This is a genomic window from Georgenia alba, assembly GCF_042665525.1.
Taxonomy (GTDB): domain Bacteria; phylum Actinomycetota; class Actinomycetes; order Actinomycetales; family Actinomycetaceae; genus Allobogoriella; species Allobogoriella alba.
In genome coordinates this window covers 23,042-43,620 of sequence record NZ_JBHTCQ010000005.1, presented here as the reverse complement: position 1 = coordinate 43,620, position 20,579 = coordinate 23,042, and the positions used below count along the sequence as shown (strand labels likewise).

Genomic DNA, 20,579 nt, shown 5'->3' with positions numbered 1-20,579 from the left:
CATGGACGCCACCTCGACCGCCCGCGCCCTGGTCACCGCCCTGACCGCGCACGGCGTGCGGGACGTGGTGCTCGCACCGGGCTCCCGCAGCGCACCGCTCGCCTACGCCCTGCACGACGCCGAGCGGTCCGGCTGGCTGCGCCTGCACGTGCGGCTCGACGAGCGCGGGGCCGGGTTCGTCGCGCTCGGCCTCGCGCGTGCCACGGGCCGGCCGGTGCCGGTGGTCACCACCTCGGGCACCGCGGTCGCCAACCTCCACCCCGCGGTGCTCGAGGCGTCGCACGCCGGCGTGCCCGTCGTCGTGCTCAGCGCGGACCGGCCGCACGAGCTGCGGGGCACCGGCGCCAACCAGACCACGGACCAGGTCGGCCTCTTCGGCACCGCGGTGCGGCACGCCGTCGACCTGCCGGCCGGGCCGGCCGGTGGGACCGCGCTGGACCAGGTCGTCACCCGGGCGCTCGCTGCCGCCCGCGGCCTGCGCAGCAACGACCCGGGACCGGTGCACCTCGACGTCGCGTTCCGCGACCCGCTGGTGCCCGGCGGGCCGTGGGAGACCGGGCCGGCGCCCGCACGGCGAGACGTCGTGGCGGCCACCGGCCGGCCCTCCGGGGTGCCGCTCCTGCGCGGACCGCGCACCGTCGTCGTCGCCGGGGACGGTGCCGGCCCCGCGGCGCGATCACTCGCCGAGCAGGCCGACTGGCCGCTGCTCGCCGAACCCACGTCCGGCGCTCGCAGCGGTCCGGCCGCGATCGGACCGTACCGGCCGCTGCTCGGCGATCCCGAGCTCGGCGGTGCCGTCGAGCGCGTGGTCGTCCTCGGGCACCCGACGCTCTCCCGCCCGGTCAGCGCACTGCTGGCCCGGCCGGACGTCGAGGTGGTCGTGGTGGCGCCGTCCGGGACCTGGACGGACGTCGCCGGGACGGCGGACCGGGTCGCCGGCGCGGTCATCCTCGAGGAGTCCCCGGACGCTTCGGCGGCCGAGCAGGACGCGGCCTGGCTGGCTCGCTGGACGCTCGCGGCCGCCGCGGCGAGCACGGCGATCGAGGACCACCTGGGCCGGCTCGGACGCCTGGACGGGCTCGCGACGGCACGTGAGGTGTGGTCCGCACGCAGCGTCGGCGCCCTCGTGGTCGGCTCCTCCAACCCCGTGCGCGACCTCGACCTCGCCGCCGGACCGGTCGCCGGCGAGCCGGTCCCGGTGCTCGCCAACCGGGGCCTCGCCGGGATCGACGGGACGATCGCCACCGCCACCGGCGTCGCCCTGGGCCTGGGTCTGCCGGTCCGCGTGTTGCTGGGGGACCTGACGTTCCTGCACGACGCCGGATCGCTCGGGCGCGGCATCCTCGAGCGCGACGTCGACCTCCAGCTGGTGGTCCTCAACGATCACGGCGGCGGCATCTTCGCGACCCTCGAGCACGGTGCCCCCCAGCGCGCCGAGACCTTCGAGCGGCTCTTCGGCACACCGCAGGACGTCGACATCGCCGCCCTCGCCGCGGCGCACCGGGCCGAGCACCGCGCCGTCAGGTCCGTCGAGGAGCTCCGGGCCGCACTTGCCGCGCCGGTGCGGGGTCGCTCGGTGGTCGAGGTCGTCGTCGACCGTCGCGACCTGCGCGAGTCACGTCGGCGTCTCGCCGATGCCGTGCGGCAGGCGGCGCGCGCCGCGCTCGGCTGAGCAGGACCCAGCGCGTTCCCAGGTCGCGACAAGGTGCGCTCCAGGAGACCGTTGTTCCCTGGACTCATCACGCGATCCACCGAGGAGAGAGTTCGATGAGCAGCCACACCCCAGATCCCGCCGGGCACCCGGCGCACGACCAGCAGCACGGGCCCTCCGCCGAGCCCTACCCCGCCTCCTGGTCCACCTCGGCCGCGCCGCCGGCCTGGCAGACCGACCGACCGGAGGCCGTGCACGACCCGTACGGCGGCGCGTTCGCCAGCCCGTACAGCGGTCCGTACGGAGCCCGAGCCCACGGGCACGAGCACCAGGGCAGGCACACCTACGGAAGCGGCGCACCGCCCGAGCCCGCGGGACCGGATGCCTCCGCGGCCACCTTCGCGCCCGTCGGCGCGGGCCCTCGCCGGGAGCGTCGCGGACCGGGCTGGGGCGCCGTCGTGGCCATCGCGGCCGGCGTCGCCGTCGTGGCCAGCGTCGGGACCGTGGGGCTGACCAGCGCGCTGGACACCGACGGCTCGGGCAGCCCCCAGACGCAGGTCACCGCCCCGTCCGACGGCCCCAGCGGGGAGCCCGTCGTGACGTCCACGACGGACGACCCCGACTGGGCGAACGTCGCGGCCGCCGTCCGTCCCTCCGTCGTCGCCATCCAGGTTCAGGCCCCCGGAGGCAGCGGCCTGGGCTCGGGGGTCGTCCTCGACGAGGACGGCAACATCCTGACCAACAACCACGTCGTCAGTGCCGCGCAGAACGGCGGACAGATCGTCGTCACCCTCTCGGACGGGCGCCAGTACCCGGCCGAGGTGGCCGGGACCGATGCGGCGACCGACCTCGCTGTGCTCACGCTCCAGGACCCGCCCGACGACCTCACGCCGGCCACGATCGGCTCCTCGGACGACGTCGTCGTCGGCGACCAGGTGATGGCGGTCGGCAACCCGATCGGGCTGAGTGACACCGTCACCACCGGCATCGTCTCGGCGCTGGACCGGCCGGTCGCGACGGCCTCGGCCGAGCAGCAGATGCCCGGCCAGCAGGTCGAGAGCGTCGTCACCAACGCCATCCAGGTCGACGCCGCCATCAACCCGGGCAACTCGGGCGGGCCTCTCTTCGACGCCACCGGGCGCGTCATCGGCATCACGAGCTCCAACGCCGGCGTGCCCGGCTCCGAGGACGGCGGCAGCATCGGGCTCGGCTTCGCCATCCCGAGCGACCTGGCCTCCCGGGTCGGTGAGCAGCTCGTCTCCGACGGCGTCGCCAAGCACGCCTACCTCGGCGTCTACGCCACGGACGGTGCCGCGCAGGTCGACGGCGCGCAGCGCACCGGTGCGCAGATCGAGCAGATCGAGCCCGGGACGCCCGCCGCGGACGCCGGCCTCGAGCCCGGTGACGTCGTCATCGGGATCGGGGAGGACGCCGTCAACGGCGCGCAGTCGCTGACCGGGTACGTCCGCCAGTACGCGAGCGGGGACCAGGTCACCCTGACCGTCGTGCGTGACGGCGAGGAGGAGCAGATCACGGCCACGCTCGCCACCCGGGAGGACCAGGTCTGAGCGGGGCCGCCTACGGCTGATGGGCCCGGGCGTGCGCCATACGTCACGCCTGGGCCCATCAAACGCTGTGATCCCTCGCGCAGGCCCTAGTCCGACGCCAGGGCGGCGCGCATCGGCTCCAGCTTCGCCTCCGACTCGGCGAGCTCCGCCCACGGGTCGGACGCGGCGACCACGCCGCAGCCGGCGAACAGCCGCACCACCCGGTCATCCTGGGCATCGACCTCGCCGGACCGCAGGGCAATACCCCACTCGCCGTCGCCGTCTGCGCCGATCCAGCCGACCGGTCCGGCGTACCGGGCCCGGTCCATGCGCTCGGCCTCGGCCAGGATCCGCGTCGCCGGCCCGGTCGGCGTCCCGCCCACCGCCGCGGTGGGGTGCAAGGCCGCCGCGAGCGCGAGGCTGGACGGGCCGAGGCCGCCGGGGGAGTGCGCGGGGAAGGTGCTCGGGTGCCCGAACGCGCCGTCGACGACGCCGGTCACGTCGGTCGCCAGGTGCATGACGTTCGGCAGGTGCAGCACGAAGGGCGCCTCCGGCACATTGATGGACGCGCAGTACGGCCGCAACGCCCGCACCAGGGAGGCCACCGCGATCTCGTGCTCCTCGAGGTCCTTGGAGGAGCGGGCCAGCTCGGCCGCGTGCCGCAGGTCGTCGGCGTCGTCGCCGGTGCGGCGGATGGTGCCGGCCAGCACCCGGCTGGCCGCCAGCCCCTTCTCCCGCCGCACCAGCAGCTCCGGCGTCGCGCCGAGCAGGCCGTCCACGCTGAAGGTCCAGCACCACTCGTAGCCGGCGGCGAGCCGGCCCAGCAGGTGCCGGGCGTCGACCGGACGCTCGGTCCGGGCGACCACGTCCCGCGCCATGACCACCTTGGAGACCTCGCCGGCGGAGATCCGCCGCACGACGCCGGACACGGCGTCCGCCCACTCCCGGGCGCCGAGCGCCCCGTCGGCCCAGGTGACCCGCCCGGGGCCGGTGACCGGAGGCGGAGCCGGCAACGGTCCGGCCTCGACCGCCGCGGTCGAGGCCGTCGTCACCCAGGCCCGCCCGTCTCGCCGGCCCACCACGACCTCGGGGACGACGAGTACGCCGCCCGCGGGGGAGTCGGGGGCGAACGAGAACGACCCGAACGCCACCGGACCCGTCCCGGGGACCCCGACCTCGTCCTCGACCGCCATCGCGGCCACCGTCCGGGCCCACTCGACGTCGGCCTCCCGGACCCGGCCGAGCCCGGCGGTCTCGATCCGCAGCGCGGTGCCCCAGCCGACCAGCCCCTCGCCGCGCCGCACCCAGGAGAACGTCTCGCGCGCCCGCGCGTCCGGCAGCAGCGACAGCAGCTCGCCGGGGTCCTCGATCTCCCGGGTCCGCACCACCAGGTCAGGTCCGGCGTCGGGGGAGGGGACCGGCGCGAGGCGCGGGACGCCGTCGGGACCGGTCGCCGGCGAGCCGGGCGTGTGCGAGGAGGTCATCGCGGCAACCGTACTGCCGCCGACGTGCCGCCACGACGCGGTCCGGGACGCGAACCCGCCACGGATCCCGTGTGGCACCCGGTCCGACCTGGGATCATGGCCGCATGATCCGAGCAGGCACCCGGGCCACTCTCGCCAAGGAGCCCCGCGAGGTCGCGGGCATGTTCGACGACGTCGCACGCCGGTACGACCTCACCAACGACGTCCTCTCCCTCGGTCAGGACCGCATCTGGCGGGTCGCCACCAGGAAGGCCACCGGGGCACGTCCGGGGGACAGGGTCCTCGACCTCGCGGCCGGCACCGGCACCTCGGCCGAGGAGTACGCCGACTCCGGTATCGACGTGGTCGCGTGCGACTTCTCCGTCGGCATGCTCGACGTCGGCAAGCGCCGCCGCCCCGACCTGTCCTTCGTCGCCGGTGACGCGATGCAGCTCCCGTTCGCGGACGAGACCTTCGACGTCGTGACGATCTCCTTCGGGCTTCGCAACGTCGCCGACACCGACCGGGCGCTGCGCGAGATGCTCCGGGTGACCCGCCCCGGGGGGCGCCTCGTGGTGTGCGAGTTCTCGCGGCCCACCTGGGCGCCGTTCCGCGCCGCCTACACCTACTACCTGGGCACGCTGGTCCCGCGGGTGGCGGACCTGGTGTCCTCCAACCCCGACGCCTACACCTACCTGGCAGAGTCCATCGTCTCCTGGCCGGACCAGGTCGCGCTCGGACGCACCATCCGCCGGGCCGGCTGGCACGACGTCGCCTACCGGAACCTCTCCGGGGGCATCGTGGCGCTCCACCGCGCGGTGCGCGACGGAGGTTAGGCGGACCTAACAAGACGGTGCGTGACCGCTCTCATAGACTCGCCAGACGTCGGGACCACGAAGGTCCAACACCTGTCCTGGAGCGATGACGTGGGTACAGCTGCGCGTGCGGAGGCACCGCGGACCGAGCGTGCCCGCACGCCGGAGGCGCCCCCCGCGGAGGCCGACGCGATCGTCGTCGGAGCCGGGCCCGGCGGGGCCGCGGCCGCCCACTACCTCGCGTCCACCGGCCTGGAGGTGCTGCTCCTGGAGAAGGGGCGCTTCCCCCGGGACAAGGTCTGCGGCGACGGCCTGACGCCGCGCGCGGTGGCCGAGCTGATCCGGATGGGCGTGCCCACCGAGGAGTCCGACGGCTGGATCCGGAACTGGGGGCTGCGGACCCACGGCGCCGGGCACACCGTCGAGCTGCGCTGGCCCGAGCTCGCCGAGATGCCCTCCTACGGCCTGGCCCGGGCACGGATGAACCTCGACGAGACCCTCGCCCGTCACGCCGTGCGCTCCGGCGCGCGCCTGCACGAGGGCGTCCTCGTCACCGGGCCGGTCCGGCACGAGCCTTCCGGCCGGGTGCTCGGGGTGCGCGCCCGGCTGCTCGACGAGTCGGGGCGGCGCACCGGTGAGGAGGTCACCTGCCGGGCACCGGTCGTCATCGACGCGGGCGGGGTCTCCGCCCGGCTCGCCACGGCCATCGGGATCGAGAAGAACGTCAGGCGGCCGATGGGCGTCGCCGTGCGCACCTACTTCCGCTCGCCACGGCACGACGACCCGATGATGGAGTCCCATCTGGAGCTGTGGGACGGCGAGCCGGGCAGGTCGAAGCTCATGCCCGGCTACGGCTGGATCTTCGCCCTCGGGGACGGCACCGTGAACGTCGGCCTCGGCTCGCTCTCCTCGACGGCGAAGCCCACCGGCCTGGACTACAAGGCGATGTTCCGCACCTGGATGCGCAACGTCCCGGCGGAGTGGGGCTTCACGGAGGAGAACCAGCTCGGCGAGCTGCGCAGCGCGGCGCTGCCGATGGCGTTCAACCGCAAGCCGCACTACCGCCAGGGCCTGCTGCTGGTGGGCGACTCGGGCGGCATGGTCTCGCCGTTCAACGGCGAGGGCATCGCCTACGCCCTCCAGTCCGGTCGGATCGCCGCCGACGTCGTCGCCCAGGCGCTCGCCCGGTCCTCGGCGTACGAGCGGGAGAAGACGCTGCGCACCTACCCGAAGATCCTCGGCGAGGAGCTCGGCGGCTACTACTCGCTCGGCCAGGCGTTCGCCCGGCTCATCGAGCGGCCGGAGGTCATGCGGCTGTGCGTCAGGCACGGCCTGCCGCGGCCCACCCTCATGCGCTTCACGATGAAGCTGCTCTCGGACGGCTTCGACCGGCGCGACGGCGACTGGATGGACCGGACCATCACCGCCCTGACCAGGTTGGCCCCGGCGTCATGAGGGCCGAGCTCACCGGCCGGTCCGGGCAGGTGCGTCCGCGCGGCGGGGGAGGTCCCGTCCGCGGGCCGAGGACGTCGTACGCTGGCGAGGAGATGGTCGTCACACCTGTCGACGGACCGCGAGCAGACCCGACGGAGGAACGATGACGAACCCGTACGTCCCGCTGCTCATCATGGCGGCCGTCGCCGCGGTCATGGCCATCGGTGGCGTCGCGACCAGCGCCGTCGTCGGGCCCAAGCGCTACAACCGGGTCAAGATCGCGAACTACGAGTGCGGCGTCGACCCGACGCCCCGCGCCGCGCACGCGGGCCGGTTCCCGGTGAAGTACTACCTCGTGGCGATGACCTTCATCATCTTCGACATCGAGGTCGTCTTCCTCTACCCGTGGGCCGTCGCGTTCTCCGAGCTCGCCGTCTTCGGCCTCGTCGCGATGCTGGGCTTCATCGCCCTGATCACCGTGCCGTACGTCTACGAGTGGCGTCGCGGCGGGCTCGAGTGGGACTAAGGACTAGAGGGCAGGAAGGAGGCTGACGATGGGTCTCGAGGAGAAGGTCCCGGCCGGCTTCGCGCTGGGCACGGTGGAGAAGATCGTCGGGCTCGCCCGAAAGGGCTCGGTCTGGCCGGTCACCATGGGCCTGGCCTGCTGCGCCATCGAGATGATGGCGGTCGGCACGCCACGCTTCGACATCTCCCGCTTCGGCATGGAGGTCTTCCGCGCCTCGCCGCGGCACGCCGACCTGATGATCGTCTCGGGCCGGGTGAGCCACAAGATGGCTCCGGTCGTGCGCACCATCTACGACCAGATGCCCGAACCCAAGTGGGTCATCTCCATGGGCGTGTGCGCCTCCTCGGGCGGGATGTTCAACAACTACGCGATCGTCCAGGGCGTGGACCACGTGGTCCCGGTGGACATCTACCTGCCCGGCTGCCCGCCGCGGCCCGAGATGCTCATCAACGCGATCCTCGAGCTCCACGAGCAGATCAAGAACGCGCCGCTGGGCGTCAATCGCGAGGAGGCGGCTCGCAAGGCCGAGGAGGCCGCGCTCGCCGCGACGCCGACGCACCAGATGAAGGGGCTGCTGGCGTGAGCGGGCGGGACGACGAGAAGCAGGCGGCCGCGGACACCGTCAAGCCGGGTTCCGCCGACTCCGACGTCGGCCAGCCGGCCACCGCGGCCGCGCTGGAGGCCGGCTCGCAGAACGTGCCCGCCGCCCCCGGCGCCCGCCGCCGGCTCGAGGTGGTCGAGACCCGGCAGGGGATGTTCGGCGTCTCCGGGACCGGCGACACCTCCGGCTTCGGCGGCCTGGTCTCGACCGTCGCGCTGCCGCCCGCGTCCGAACGGCCTTACGGCGGCTGGTTCGACGAGGTCGTCGACATCCTCATCGAGGTGCTCACGGAGCAGGGCATCGACGCCGACGAGGCACTCGAGAAGGTCGTCGTCGACCGCGGTGAGCTGACCATCTTCGTCGCCCGCGAGCACCTCCCCGCGGCGGTCCTGGCCCTGCGCGACGACCAGGACCTCCGCTTCGAGCTGTGCCTCGGCGTCTCCGGCGTCCACTACCCGGGCGACACCGGCCGCGAGCTGCACGCCGTCTACCACCTCATGTCCGTCACCCACACCCGCCAGCTCCGCCTGGAGGTCACCTGCCCCGACGACGACGCCCGCATCCCGAGCGTCGTCGAGACCTACCCGGGCAACGACTGGCACGAGCGCGAGACCTGGGACATGTTCGGCATCGTCTTCGACGGCCACCCCGACCTCGCCCGCTCGCTCATGCCCGACGACTGGGTCGGGCACCCGCAGCGCAAGGACTATCCCCTCGGCGGCATCCCCGTGGAGTACAAGGGCGCCGTCGTCCCGCCACCCGACAGCCGGAGGTCGTACCGATGACGTCCTCTACCTCGACCGGACCGGCCGCCGCCGGGCCGGCCACCGAGACGGCCGACCTCGCCGGCGCGCCCGAGTTCGTCGCCGACGGCGGGGACTGGGCCGAGATCGCCGCCGAGGCCGAGCGCCTCGGCGAGGAACGCATCGTGGTCAACATGGGCCCCGTGCACCCCTCCACCCACGGGGTGCTGCGCGTGGTCCTGGAGCTCGACGGCGAGATCGTCCGCGAGCTCCGGCTCGGCACCGGCTACCTGCACACCGGTATCGAGAAGAACATGGAGTTCCGCACCTGGACCCAGGGCGTGACGTTCTGCACCCGGATGGACTACGTGGCCCCCTTCTTCCAGGAGGTCGCGTACTGCCTGGGCGTGGAGAAGCTGCTCGGCATCACCGACGACGTCCCCGAGCGCGCCACGCTCATCCGGGTGCTGCTCATGGAGCTCAACCGGATCTCCTCCCACATGGTGGCCATCGGCACCGGCGGCAACGAGCTGGGCGCGACGACGATGATGACGGTGGCGTTCCGGGGCCGCGAGGACATCCTGCGGATCTTCGAGCGCATCACCGGCCTGCGGATGAACCACGCGTACATCCGGCCCGGCGGCGTGGCGCAGGACCTGCCTCCCGGCACCGTCGAGTACGTGCGCGAGCTGCTGCCCAACATCCGCCTGTCGGTCAAGGAGCTGCAGGACCTCGCCCAGGAGAACCCGATCTTCAAGCTGCGCCAGCAGCGGATCGGGTACGTCTCGCTCTCGGCCGCGATGGCCCTCGGCCTGACGGGGCCGTCCGTGCGCGCCGCAGGGCTGCCGCTGGACCTGCGCAAGTCCCAGCCGTACTGCGGCTACGAGACCTACGACTTCGACGTCCCGACCCGGGACTACTCCGACAACTACAACCGGACCATGGTGCGGTTCGAGGAGTGCTACGAGTCGATCAAGATCGTCCTGCAGGTCCTCGAGCGGCTCGAGGCCACGCCCGGGCCCGTCATGGTCGCGGACAAGAAGATCGCGTGGCCGGCCCAGCTCTCCATCGGTGCGGACGGGCAGGGCAACAGCCTCGAGCACATCCGGGAGATCATGTCGACCTCCATGGAGTCCCTCATCCACCACTTCAAGCTGGTGACCGAGGGCTTCCGGGTGCCGGCGGGACAGGCGCACGTCACGGTCGAGCACGCCCGCGGCGTCCTCGGCGTGCACGTGGTCTCCGACGGCGGCACCCGGCCGTACCGTGCGCACTTCCGCGACCCGTCGTACTCCAACCTGCAGTCGACGGCCATCATGGCGGAGGGCGGTCAGCTCGCGGACCTGGTCGTCACCCTCGCCTCGATCGATCCGGTGCTCGGAGGTGTGGACCGCTAGATGAGTACGCAGCCTGCCCTGTCCGACCAGCCCGACCAGGCCCCCCAGTCCCGCGAGCGTTTCTCTCCCGACGTCGAGGCGCGCCTGCGCACGGAGGCCGCCGAGATCATCGGGAGGTACCCCGAGCCGCGCTCCGCGCTGCTGCCGATGCTCCACCTCGTGCAGTCCGAGGACGGGTTCGTCTCGCCGCGCGGCATCGCGCTGTGCGCGGACATCCTCGACCTGACCCGCGCCGAGGTCAGTGCCGTCGCGACCTTCTACACCCAGTACAAGCGCCACCCCAACGGGGAGTACACCGTCGGGGTCTGCACCAACGCCCTGTGCGCCGTGATGGGCGGCGACATCATCTGGGACCGGCTGAGCGAGCATCTCGGGATCGGGCACGACGAGACGACGCCGGACGGCAGGATCACCCTCGAGCAGGTCGAGTGCAACGCCGCCTGCGACTACGCGCCGGTCATCGTGGTCAACTGGGAGTTCTTCGACAACCAGACCCCGACCTCCGCCGTCGAGCTCGTCGACGCCATCACGGCCGGTGAGCCGGTGCGACCCACCCGCGGCGCCGAGACCGTGGCCACCTTCAAGGAGATCTCGCACGTCCTCGCCGGCTTCGAGGACGGCCGCGCGGACGAGGGAGCCGGCGCCGGCGAGGCCACGCTGCTGGGGTTGCGGCTCGCCCGCGAGCAGGGCTGGCGTGCACCCCGGCCGGCGGACGAGGAGCCGACCCCCGAGCAGGGCACCACGACGGCGGAGCCCGACGTCGACGTCGCCGGAGCCGAGGCGTCCGGCACGCAGCCGGTTGCCGAGGAGGCCTCCTCCGCGCAGCGGCCGGCCACCGGCGCCGCGGACGTGAGCGCCCAGCCCGCAGCGGCCGAGGCGCCGGGTACGGCCGAGACAGACCTCCCCGAGGAGTCGGAGGACGCCGGCGACGGCGCCGCCGCGAAGGAGGACCAGTGAGCTACCGTGTCGACCGGCTCGCGCCGGTCCTGTCGGACCTGTGGGACGTGGATCGTTCCTGGACGTTGGACGTCTACCGCGACCACGGCGGGTACCAGGGGCTCGAGCGTGCCCTGACCATGGCGCCGGAGGACGTGGTGGCCGAGGTCAAGGCCTCCGGCCTGCGCGGCCGCGGCGGCGCCGGCTTCCCGACCGGCCTGAAGTGGTCGTTCCTGCCCGCCCCGGACGGCGGCCCGCGCTATCTCGTGGTCAACGCGGACGAGTCCGAGCCGGGCACCTGCAAGGACATCCCGCTCATGCTGGCCAACCCGCACAGCCTGATCGAGGGGGTCGCGATCACCTCCTACGCGATCGGCGGGCACCACGCCTTCATCTACCTGCGCGGTGAGACGGTCCACGTCTACCGACGGCTCCTCAAGGCCGTCCGCGAGGCCCGCGAGGCCGGGCTGATCGGGAGAGGGGTCGGCCGGACCGCCGACGGCACACCCTTCGACCTGGAGGTCACCGTCCACGCCGGCGCCGGCGCCTACATCTGCGGCGAGGAGACCGCTCTGCTGGACTCCCTCGAGGGGCTGCGCGGCCAGCCGCGGCTCAAGCCCCCGTTCCCCGCCGTCGCCGGCCTCTACGCCCGGCCGACGGTCGTCAACAACGTCGAGTCGATCGCGTCCGTCCCCGGCATCATCAGGAACGGCGTCGACTGGTTCACCGCCATGGGCACCGAGAAGTCCGCCGGGCACGGGCTGTTCTCGGTCTCCGGGCACGTGCGCAACCCCGGCCAGTTCGAGGCGCCGCTGGGCATCACCATGCGGGAGCTCATCGACATGGCCGGCGGCATGCGGGACGGACGCCGGCTGAAGTTCTGGACCCCCGGCGGCTCCTCCACGCCGATCCTCACCGACGCCGAGCTCGACGTCCCGCTCGACTACGAGTCGGTCGGCGCGGCCGGCTCCATGCTCGCCACCCGGGCGCTCATGGTCTTCGACGACACCACGTCCGTGGTGCGGGTCATCGCCCGCTGGACCGACTTCTACCAGCACGAGTCCTGCGGGAAGTGCACACCGTGCCGGGAGGGGACCTTCTGGATGAAGCAGGTCATGCACCGGCTCGAGGCCGGCCAGGGGAAGCAGAGCGACATCGACCTGCTCCTGGACGTCTCGGCCAACATCGCCGGACGGTCCTTCTGCGCCCTCGGAGACGCCGCCGCCACCCCGATCCAGAGCGGCATCAAGCACTTCCGCGACGAGTTCGAGGCGGGCACCCGCACCCCCGCCTGGGAGCTGTTCCCGTACGAGGCCTCCGCCGTCTTCAGCGAGGCGGGTGTGCGATGACCGCGAGCACGAGGAGCGCCTCCCGCGCCGAGGAGGCCGTCGAGCTGATCACCGTCACCATCGACGGCGTCGAGGTCGAGGTGCCGAAGGGCACCCTCGTCATCCGCGCCGCGGAGCAGGCCGGAATCCAGATCCCGCGGTTCTGCGACCACCCGTTGCTGAAGCCCGCGGGCGCCTGCCGGCAGTGCCTCGTGGAGATCTCCGCCCCGGACCGGGAGGGCAACCTGCGGGCCATGCCCAAGCCCCAGGCCTCCTGCACCATCGAGGCCACCCCGGGCATGGTCGTCGCGACCCAGCACACCTCCGACGTCGCGGAGAAGGCCCAGCACGGGATCATGGAGTTCCTCCTGATCAACCACCCGCTGGACTGCCCCGTCTGCGACAAGGGCGGGGAGTGCCCGCTGCAGAACCAGGCGATGAGCAACGGCCGCGCCACCAGCCGGTTCGACGTCGTCAAGCGGACCTTCCCCAAGCCGATCAAGGTCTCCACCGAGATCCTGCTGGACCGTGACCGGTGCATCCTGTGCCAGCGCTGCACCCGGTTCTCCGACGAGATCGCCGGCGACCCGTTCATCGCGCTGCAGGGCCGGGGCGGTGGCACGCCGGGCGACGAGGTGCACGGCGTCAACGGCTCCCAGATCGGCGCCTTCGACGAGCACGTCCTGCACTTCACCTCCTCCGGCGAGGAGGAGCCGGTGGTGCTCGCCACCGACATGGTCGGCCCCGGCGGGCAGGCCGGCCTCACCGACGGCCTGGCCGCCGGCCCGCTCGGCGTCGCCGAGACCGACACCTCCGGCCGGCCGTTCGCGTCCTACTTCTCGGGCAACACGATCCAGATCTGCCCGGTCGGTGCCCTGACCTCGGCGTCCTACCGGTTCCGGTCCCGGCCCTTCGACCTCGTCTCCACCCCGTCGATCGCCGAGCACGACGCCGGCGGGTCGGCCATCCGTGTCGACCACCGCCGCGGCGTCGTGCTGCGCCGGCTCGCGGGCGAGGACCCGGAGGTCAACGAGGAGTGGATCACCGACAAGGACCGGTTCGCCTTCACCTGGCAGACGGCCCCGGACCGGCTCACGATGCCGCTGGTCCGGGACGAGACGACCGGCGAGCTGGTGCCCACCAGCTGGGCCGACGCGCTCGACGTGGCGGCGACCGGGCTGCGCCGCGCCCAGGAGGCCGGCGGGGTCGGCCTGCTGCCCGGCGGCCGGCTCACGCTGGAGGACGCCTACACCTGGTCGAAGTTCGCGCGCGTCGTGCTCGGCACGAACGACGTCGACCACCGCGCCCGGGTGCACAGCGACGAGGAGGCCGCGTTCCTCGCCGGGCACGTCGCCGCTCGCGACGGCGTCACCTACCCCGACCTGGAGACCGCGGGCCAGGTCCTGCTCGTCGCGCTCGAGCCGGAGGAGGAGTGCGGCACGATCTTCCTGCGGCTCCGCAAGGGTGTCCTCGCCGGCAGCGTCCGGGTCGCGACGCTCGCGCCGTGGGCGACCCGCGGCACCGCCAAGCTGCGTGCCGAGCTGCTCCCGGCCGCCCCGGGCACCGAGCCCGAGGTCCTCGGCGCCGTCGCGCCGGGCGGCGAGCACGCCACGCTGGCCGAGGCACTGGCCGGACCCGGCTCGGTGATCCTCGTCGGCGAGCGTGCGGCCGAGGTGCCCGGCACGCTGTCCGCCGTCGTCGCGCTGGCCGGACGCACCGGGGCGCGCATCGCCTGGGTGCCGCGCCGCGCCGGCGACCGCGGCGCCGTGGACGCCGGCCTGCTGCCCGGCCTGCTGCCCGGCGGCCGCGACGTCGCCGACGCCGAGTCCCGGGTCGACACCGGGGCCGTCTGGGGCGTGCCGTCGCTGCCGGCGGAGCCCGGCCGCGACCTCACCGGGATCCTCACCGCCGCCCGCGACGGCGCGCTCGGAGGTCTCGTGGTCGGCGGGCTGGAAGCGGTCGACCTGCCCGACCCCGCGCTGGCCCGCGAGGCGTTCGACGCGGCCGGCTTCGTCCTCCAGCTCGAGGTCCGCCGGTCCGAGGTGACCCGGTGGGCGGACGTGGTGCTGCCCGTGGCCCCTCCGGCGGAGAAGGCCGGGACGTACCTCAACTGGGAGGGGCGGCCGCGGCCCTTCGGCCAGGTCCTCGCCTCCCGGGCGCTGTCCGACCGGCAGGCCCTGGCCGAGCTCGCCGACGAGCTGGGCACCGACCTCGGGGTGGGCAGCCTGGAGCGGGTGCACGCCGAGATCGCCGATCTCTTCGACCACCGGCGGCACGCCGCCGCGGCGCTCGACGTCGCGCCCGGACCGCTGCCCGAGCCCGCGGAGGGGGAGGCGGTGCTCGCCACCTGGCGACTGCACCTCGACGGCGGACGCGGCCAGGACGGCGAGCCGCACCTCGCCGGGACCGCCCACCGGCCGGTCGTGCGCCTGAGCCGCGAGACCGCGGCCGGCATCGGCATCGAGCCCGGCCGGGCCGGCGCCGACGGCGTGAAGGTCACGGTGACCGGGCCCGCAGGCTCGATCACCCTGCCGCTGGCCGTCACCACCATGCCCGAACGGGTGGTGTGGCTGCCCGCGAACTCCCCGGGCTCACGGGTCCGGGAGATGCTCGGCGTCGGTGCGGGCGCCGTCGTGACGATCTCGCCGGCGACCCGGCGGGAGGGAGAGCGATGACGGGACAGGTCATGGCCGCCGTCGCCGCCCCGACGGCCGACTTCAGCAACGACACGTGGTGGATCTGGGTCATCAAGGCCGTCGCCATCCTCGTGTTCCTGCTGCTCTCGGTGCTCGTGGCGATCTGGGCCGAGCGCAAGGTGCTGGGCCGGATGCAGACCCGTCCGGGCCCGAACGTGCACGGTCCCTTCGGCCTGCTGCAGTCCCTCGCGGACGCCATCAAGCTGCTGCTGAAGGAAGACTTCTCGATCCGCGGCGCGGACAAGGTCATCTACGTCCTCGCCCCGCTCATCGCGGTCACCTCGGCGCTGCTGGTCATGGCGGTGATCCCGTTCGGGCCGGAGGTCTCGATCTTCGGGGTCGTCACGCCCCTGCAGCTGACCGACATGCCCGTTGCCGTGCTCTACATCCTCGCCATCACGGCGCTCGGCGTGTACGGCATCGTGCTCGGCGGGTGGGCCTCGAACTCCACCTACCCGCTGCTCGGGTCGGTGCGCTCCTCGGCGCAGGTCATCTCCTACGAGCTGGCCATGGGCCTGTCCCTGGTCAGCGTGTTCCTCGTCTCCGGCTCGCTGTCCACCTCGCAGATCGTCTCGGCGCAGACCGAGATGTGGTGGTGCGTCGCGCTCGCCCCGGCGTTCCTCGTCTACCTCGGGTCAATGGTCGGTGAGGTCAACCGCCTGCCGTTCGACCTGCCCGAGGCCGAGGGCGAGCTCGTCGCCGGCCACATGGTCGAGTACACGTCGATGAAGTTCGCGTGGTTCTTCCTCGCCGAGTACATCAACATGTTCAACGTCTCGGCGGTGGCCACCACCCTGTTCCTCGGCGGCTGGCACGCGCCGTGGCCGCTGGCGTGGATCGGCGACGGCGTCCTCAACACCGGCTGGTGGCCGGTGCTCTGGTTCGTCGGCAAGGTGTGGCTCTGCATGTTCTTCATGTTCTGGCTGCGCGGCACCCTGCTGCGGTTCCGGTACGACCAGTTCATGAACTTCGGGTGGAAGGTCCTCATCCCGGTCGCGCTCGTCTGGCTGGTCGCCGTCGCGGTCGTGCAGGGCGTCCGGCAGTTCACGGACACCGACCTGCGCACCATGCTCATGTGGATCGGCGGGATCTTCGCCGTGCTCATGGTCATCATGCTGGTCTGGCCGGAGAAGAAGGAGGACCAGGAGGCCGCTGCCGAGGCGGATCGCTCCGACCGGCCGGCGACGCCGCGGACCCGGGACGAGGTCCTGCCGGCGGAGACCACCTTCGACCCGTTCGCCGGTGGCTACCCCGTGCCGCCGCGGCCCGGTCAGAAGCTGCCGGACTCGCCACGGCGCCGCCGGCGCGAGCAGGAACGGCGCAAGACGGTCACCGCGACCGCGACGAGGCAAGCGCCCGAGGCCACGAAGGAGGGCGACGATGGCTGACGAGAAGAGCGTGGGCCGGAAGAAGCGCCGTGAGCGGCAGGAGGTCGCCAGGCGGCGGGAGCTTCCCCCCGAGCTGGCGCCCGCCGAGAAGGGGCCGCTGGGCCGGCTGTTCGCACCGGTCGCCGGATTCGGGGTGACCATCTCCTCGATGTTCCGCCCGACCGTGACGGAGCAGTACCCGTTCGAGAAGGTGCCCACCCAGCCGCGCTACCACGGCCGGCACCAGCTCAACCGGTACGCCGACGGGCTCGAGAAGTGCATCGGCTGCGAGCTGTGCGCCTGGGCCTGCCCGGCGGACGCCATCCTCGTGGAGGCCGGCGACAACACCCCGGACGCCCAGTACTCGCCGGGCGAGCGGTACGGCCGCGTCTACCAGATCAACTACCTGCGCTGCATCTTCTGCGGCCTGTGCATCGAGGCCTGCCCGACGCGCGCCCTCACCATGACCAACGAGTTCGAGCTCGCCGGACCGACCCGGGAGGGCCTCATCTACGAGAAGCAGGACCTGCTGGCCCCCATGCTCGAGGGCATGCTGGCCGCCCCGCACCCGATGGTGGAGGGCACGGACGACGACGACTACTACCGCGGCGACGTCACCGGCCCGACCGAGGACCAGGTCGAGTGGGTCCGGGCGCACCGCCCGGACGACGCGACGCTCGCCACCGCGCGGACCACGGCCGCCGAGCCCTCGACCGGGGGGCAGCGGTGACGGGAACGGTCACGGCTGCCGCGCAGGGCGCGGCGACGGTCACGGTCTCCACCGGCGAGACGGTGCTCTTCTGGGTGCTGGCGCCGGTGATGGTGCTGGCGGCACTGGGCCTGCTGTTCTCGCGCCGCGCCGTCTACGCCGCCATGGCCGTGGTCCTGGTCATGGTGTGCGTCGCCGTCATGTACATCGCTCAGGACGCGACCTTCCTCGGGGTCGCGCAGGTCGTGGTCTACACCGGCGCGATCATGATGCTGTTCCTGTTCGTGCTCATGCTCGTCGGCGTCGACGCCTCCGACTCGCTGCACGAGACGATCAAGGGTCAGCGATGGGTGGCCGGCGTGGCCGGGCTCGGGCTGGCGGTCCTGCTCGCCGCCGTCGTGCTGCGCGTGACGACCCCGCCGCCCGCCGGGCTCGAGTCGGCGAACGCCGACACCAACCCGGTCGGCGTCGCCCGGATCATCTTCTCCGACAACGTGTTCGCGATGGAGCTGACCGGCCTGCTGCTGATCACCGCGGCCGTGGGTGCCGTCACCCTGACGCACACCGAGCGGCTGGGGCGGAAGTTCTCCCAGGAGGAGGTCGCCGAGGCCAAGATGGCGGCCTACCGCGCCGGCCACGGCCGCATCACCCAGCTGCCGGCCCCCGGCGTGTACGCCCGGTCCAACGCCTCCGACCTCCCGGCGCTGTCCGCGACCGGCGAGCCCATCGACACCTCCGTGCCCCGGGTGCTGCGGATCCGCGGGCAGGAGCGCACCATCGGCGAGGTCAGCCCCGAGACCGCCGAGGCCCTCGCGCGGGCCCGGGCGGGGCAGGGGAGCTCGCCGCTGGGCGGAGAGGGGACGCGCAGCGTGAGCACCGCGCAGATGCCGTCCATGCGGGGCGAAGGGCCGCCCCGGGTGGCCCTGCTCGAGGAGGACCGAGCCACGATCGCCGCGCGTGAGGAGCCCGCGGACGGCCAGAGGCCCGCGGACGACGGCGGAGCCGAGGACGGCGCGAGCACCACCTCCGGGGAGGACGAGAAGTGAGCGTCGTCAACTACCTCGTGCTGGCGGGCATCCTCTTCGCGATCGGCGCCACGGCCGTCCTGGTGCGGCGCAACGCCATCATCGCGCTCCTCGGCGTGGAGCTGATGCTCAACGCCTCGAACCTCGCGCTGGTGACCTTCTCCCGCATCCACGGCGACCTGACCGGCCAGGTGCTGGCCTTCTTCGTCATGGTGGTCGCCGCCGCCGAGGTCGTGGTGGGTCTCGCCATCATCGTGTCCATCTTCCGAACCCGCAGGTCCGCGTCGGTCGACGACGTCAACCTGCTGAAGAACTGACGGGGCGGAGAGCATGACGGGTTCTGCGACCATGCACGGTCTCGTGACGGCCGCGGCGGCACCGGAGGCGGTGCCCGCCGAGGGGACGGCGAGCCTCGCCTGGCTCCTCGTCGCCATCCCGCTGGCCTCCGCGGGCCTCCTGCTGCTGCTCGGCCGCCGGTCGGACCGGTGGGGCCACTGGCTCGGCGTCCTGGCCTCGGCGGGAGCGTTCGTCGTCGGCCTGGTCATCCTGCTCCAGATGCTCGCGATGCCGGCCGAGGAGCGGGTCCTCGGAGTCCACCTGTTCACCTGGATCCCCGCGGGTGACCTGAGCGTCGACGCCGGCCTGCAGGTGGACCCGCTGTCGATGACCTTCGTCATGCTGGTGACGTTCGTCGGCACGCTCATCCACATCTACTCCGTGGCGTACATGGCCCACGATCCAGCCAGGCGACGGTTCTTCGCCTACCTCAACCTGTTCGTCGCGGCGATGCTGCTGCTGGTGCTGGCCGACAGCTACGCGCTGCTGTTCGTCGGCTGGGAGGGCGTCGGCCTGGCGTCCTACCTGCTCATCGGGTTCTGGAACCACAACCTCGACTACGCCGTCGCCGCGAAGAAGGCGTTCGTGATGAACCGCGTCGGGGACGCCGGTCTCATCCTCGCCATGGGCGTCATGTTCACCGCGTTCGGCTCGGTCAGCTTCACGGACGTCACCCAGGGCGTGGACGCGGCCGGTGAAGGCGTCTTCACCGCCATCGGGCTGCTGCTCCTGCTCGCCGCCTGCGGCAAGTCGGCGCAGTTCCCCCTCCAGGCCTGGCTCGGGGACGCGATGGCGGGTCCGACCCCCGTCTCGGCGCTCATCCACGCCGCCACCATGGTCACCGCCGGCGTCTACCTGCTGGTCCGGTCCGGGCCGATCCTCGCCGCGGCGCCGCACGCGATGCTGGCGGTCGCGGTCGTCGGTGCCCTCACGTTGCTGTTCGGCGCGATCGTCGGGTGCGCGAAGGACGACATCAAGAAGGTCCTCGCCGCCTCGACCATGTCGCAGATCGGCTACATGATGCTGGGTGCCGGCCTCGGCCCGGTCGGCTACGCCTTCGCGATCTTCCACCTCGTCACCCACGGCTTCTTCAAGGCCGGGATGTTCCTCGGCGCAGGGTCCGTCATGCACGGCATGAACGACTCCGTCGACATGCGAGGTTTCGGCGCACTACGCAGGGCGATGACCGTCACCTGGATCACCTTCGCGGCCGGCTGGCTCGCCATCCTCGGCGTCCCCCCGTTCGCGGGCTTCTGGTCCAAGGACGCCATCATCGAGACGGCGTTCGCCACCGGCGACGGCTGGCGGCCGTGGGTCTTCGGCGTGGTCGCGATGGTCGGCGCCGGCATCACGGCGTTCTACATGTCACGGCTGTTCTTCATGACGTTCCACGGCAAGGCCCGCTGGACCGAGAGCGACGCGGACGTCGACGCCGCCGCGGCGGCCGGCCGCATCGTGCGGCACCCGCACGAGTCGCCGGCGCTCATGACCGTCCCGATGATCATCCTCGCGATCGGTTCGGTCGCGCTGGGCTGGGCGATGGCCTGGGGCGACGGGTTCGTCCACTGGCTCGAGCCGGTCACGGGGCACGCCGAGCACCACGAGCCCGTGCTGCCCGTGCTGGCGATCCAGGTCCTCGTCGTCGTCCTGGTCGTCATCGGCGCGGGGCTCGCCTGGCTGCGGTACGGCGCCCGTGAGGTCCCCGCCGTCGCGCCGGAGGGGTCCCCGCTGACCCGGGCCGCTCGCCGCGACCTCTACCAGGACGCCGTCAACGAGGGCGTCTTCATGCGCCCGTCGCAGCACCTCACCCGTGCGCTCGTGCTCACCGACGTCGCCGTCGTCGACGGGCTGGTGCGCGGCATCGCCCGGTCGACCGCCGGGCTGGGCAGCACGCTGCGCCGCTTCCAGACCGGCTACGTCCGGTCCTACGCCGCCCTCATGCTCGGCGGCGTCGTCCTGGCCCTCGTCGTCGTCCTCGCCTGGCGCGTGTAGGGAGGGGACCGAC

Annotated in this window: 17 protein-coding genes; 16 read left to right on the top strand and 1 reads right to left on the bottom strand. The window is 72.9% G+C overall.

Annotated elements, in window-relative coordinates; all coding sequences use genetic code 11:
- The first annotated feature begins 1 nt into the window (after position 1).
- Both menD and ACFQQL_RS17910 read left to right on the top strand, forming a co-directional pair.
- The gene (gene menD, locus ACFQQL_RS17915; protein ID WP_382396801.1) at positions 2-1,672 is read left to right on the top strand and encodes a 2-succinyl-5-enolpyruvyl-6-hydroxy-3-cyclohexene-1-carboxylic-acid synthase; all 1,671 of its coding nucleotides are present in this window, start codon (positions 2-4) and stop codon (positions 1,670-1,672) included.
- A gap of 95 nt (positions 1,673-1,767) precedes the next feature.
- Entirely contained in the window at positions 1,768-3,219 is a 1,452-nt protein-coding gene (locus tag ACFQQL_RS17910) for a trypsin-like peptidase domain-containing protein (protein WP_382396535.1), read from the top strand.
- An 86-nt stretch (positions 3,220-3,305) separates the two neighbouring features.
- Here ACFQQL_RS17910 and ACFQQL_RS17905 read toward each other — a convergent pair whose 3' ends face one another.
- Positions 3,306-4,682: an isochorismate synthase gene (locus ACFQQL_RS17905; protein WP_382396534.1), complete on the bottom strand. Its 1,377-nt coding sequence runs from the start codon at positions 4,680-4,682 to the stop codon at positions 3,306-3,308.
- Between the two features lie 104 nt (positions 4,683-4,786).
- Between ACFQQL_RS17905 and ACFQQL_RS17900 the strand changes: the two genes are divergently transcribed.
- The 14 genes from ACFQQL_RS17900 (at position 4,787) to nuoL (ending at position 20,566) form a co-directional block, all read left to right on the top strand.
- Complete coding sequence (locus ACFQQL_RS17900) at positions 4,787-5,497, top strand: demethylmenaquinone methyltransferase (RefSeq protein WP_382396533.1); 711 nt, start codon at positions 4,787-4,789, stop codon at positions 5,495-5,497.
- A gap of 171 nt (positions 5,498-5,668) precedes the next feature.
- A complete protein-coding gene (locus ACFQQL_RS17895; protein WP_382396799.1) occupies positions 5,669-6,931 on the top strand; it encodes a geranylgeranyl reductase family protein in 1,263 nt (420 codons plus the stop codon).
- Positions 6,932-7,073: 142 nt separating this feature from the next.
- Positions 7,074-7,436: an NADH-quinone oxidoreductase subunit A gene (locus ACFQQL_RS17890; protein WP_382396532.1), complete on the top strand. Its 363-nt coding sequence runs from the start codon at positions 7,074-7,076 to the stop codon at positions 7,434-7,436.
- A 28-nt stretch (positions 7,437-7,464) separates the two neighbouring features.
- On the top strand, positions 7,465-8,019 hold the full coding sequence (locus tag ACFQQL_RS17885; RefSeq protein ID WP_382396531.1) for a NuoB/complex I 20 kDa subunit family protein: 555 nt from the start codon (positions 7,465-7,467) through the stop codon (positions 8,017-8,019).
- Positions 8,016-8,822, top strand: a complete 807-nt coding sequence (locus ACFQQL_RS17880; RefSeq protein WP_382396530.1) for an NADH-quinone oxidoreductase subunit C — start codon at positions 8,016-8,018, stop codon at positions 8,820-8,822. The genes ACFQQL_RS17885 and ACFQQL_RS17880 overlap by 4 nt, the downstream gene beginning before the upstream one ends.
- A complete protein-coding gene (locus ACFQQL_RS17875) occupies positions 8,819-10,177 on the top strand; it encodes an NADH-quinone oxidoreductase subunit D (RefSeq protein ID WP_382396529.1) in 1,359 nt (452 codons plus the stop codon). The genes ACFQQL_RS17880 and ACFQQL_RS17875 overlap by 4 nt, the downstream gene beginning before the upstream one ends.
- Entirely contained in the window at positions 10,178-11,134 is a 957-nt protein-coding gene (gene nuoE, locus ACFQQL_RS17870; RefSeq protein ID WP_382396528.1) for an NADH-quinone oxidoreductase subunit NuoE, read from the top strand.
- Positions 11,131-12,462 carry an NADH-quinone oxidoreductase subunit NuoF gene (gene nuoF / locus ACFQQL_RS17865; RefSeq protein ID WP_382396527.1) on the top strand — a complete coding sequence of 444 codons (1,332 nt, stop codon included), beginning with the start codon at positions 11,131-11,133 and terminating at the stop codon, positions 12,460-12,462. Before nuoE ends, nuoF begins: the two co-directional genes overlap by 4 nt.
- Positions 12,459-15,116, top strand: a complete 2,658-nt coding sequence (locus tag ACFQQL_RS17860) for an NADH-quinone oxidoreductase subunit G (protein ID WP_382396526.1) — start codon at positions 12,459-12,461, stop codon at positions 15,114-15,116. The genes nuoF and ACFQQL_RS17860 overlap by 4 nt, the downstream gene beginning before the upstream one ends.
- The gene (gene nuoH / locus ACFQQL_RS17855) at positions 15,113-16,525 is read left to right on the top strand and encodes an NADH-quinone oxidoreductase subunit NuoH (protein ID WP_382396525.1); all 1,413 of its coding nucleotides are present in this window, start codon (positions 15,113-15,115) and stop codon (positions 16,523-16,525) included. The genes ACFQQL_RS17860 and nuoH overlap by 4 nt, the downstream gene beginning before the upstream one ends.
- On the top strand, positions 16,518-17,234 hold the full coding sequence (gene nuoI, locus ACFQQL_RS17850; RefSeq protein ID WP_382396524.1) for an NADH-quinone oxidoreductase subunit NuoI: 717 nt from the start codon (positions 16,518-16,520) through the stop codon (positions 17,232-17,234). Before nuoH ends, nuoI begins: the two co-directional genes overlap by 8 nt.
- The gene (locus ACFQQL_RS17845; protein WP_382396523.1) at positions 17,231-18,259 is read left to right on the top strand and encodes an NADH-quinone oxidoreductase subunit J; all 1,029 of its coding nucleotides are present in this window, start codon (positions 17,231-17,233) and stop codon (positions 18,257-18,259) included. The genes nuoI and ACFQQL_RS17845 overlap by 4 nt, the downstream gene beginning before the upstream one ends.
- Positions 18,256-18,555 carry an NADH-quinone oxidoreductase subunit NuoK gene (gene nuoK / locus ACFQQL_RS17840; RefSeq protein WP_382396522.1) on the top strand — a complete coding sequence of 100 codons (300 nt, stop codon included), beginning with the start codon at positions 18,256-18,258 and terminating at the stop codon, positions 18,553-18,555. Before ACFQQL_RS17845 ends, nuoK begins: the two co-directional genes overlap by 4 nt.
- Before the next feature lie 31 nt (positions 18,556-18,586).
- Positions 18,587-20,566, top strand: coding sequence for an NADH-quinone oxidoreductase subunit L (nuoL, locus tag ACFQQL_RS17835; protein WP_382396797.1), 1,980 nt, complete (start codon positions 18,587-18,589; stop codon positions 20,564-20,566).
- Positions 20,567-20,579: the final 13 nt, after the last annotated feature.

Coding starts and splice junctions, on each gene's coding strand:
- nuoI (WP_382396524.1), top strand. CDS start 16,518: ATGGCTGACGAGAAGAGCGTGGGCCGGAAGAAGCGCCGTGAGCGGCAG.
- nuoE (WP_382396528.1), top strand. CDS start 10,178: ATGAGTACGCAGCCTGCCCTGTCCGACCAGCCCGACCAGGCCCCCCAG.
- menD (WP_382396801.1), top strand. CDS start 2: ATGGACGCCACCTCGACCGCCCGCGCCCTGGTCACCGCCCTGACCGCG.
- ACFQQL_RS17875 (WP_382396529.1), top strand. CDS start 8,819: ATGACGTCCTCTACCTCGACCGGACCGGCCGCCGCCGGGCCGGCCACC.
- ACFQQL_RS17885 (WP_382396531.1), top strand. CDS start 7,465: ATGGGTCTCGAGGAGAAGGTCCCGGCCGGCTTCGCGCTGGGCACGGTG.
- nuoH (WP_382396525.1), top strand. CDS start 15,113: ATGACGGGACAGGTCATGGCCGCCGTCGCCGCCCCGACGGCCGACTTC.
- ACFQQL_RS17905 (WP_382396534.1), bottom strand. CDS start 4,682: ATGACCTCCTCGCACACGCCCGGCTCGCCGGCGACCGGTCCCGACGGC.
- nuoL (WP_382396797.1), top strand. CDS start 18,587: ATGCACGGTCTCGTGACGGCCGCGGCGGCACCGGAGGCGGTGCCCGCC.
- ACFQQL_RS17860 (WP_382396526.1), top strand. CDS start 12,459: ATGACCGCGAGCACGAGGAGCGCCTCCCGCGCCGAGGAGGCCGTCGAG.
- ACFQQL_RS17890 (WP_382396532.1), top strand. CDS start 7,074: ATGACGAACCCGTACGTCCCGCTGCTCATCATGGCGGCCGTCGCCGCG.
- ACFQQL_RS17910 (WP_382396535.1), top strand. CDS start 1,768: ATGAGCAGCCACACCCCAGATCCCGCCGGGCACCCGGCGCACGACCAG.
- ACFQQL_RS17900 (WP_382396533.1), top strand. CDS start 4,787: ATGATCCGAGCAGGCACCCGGGCCACTCTCGCCAAGGAGCCCCGCGAG.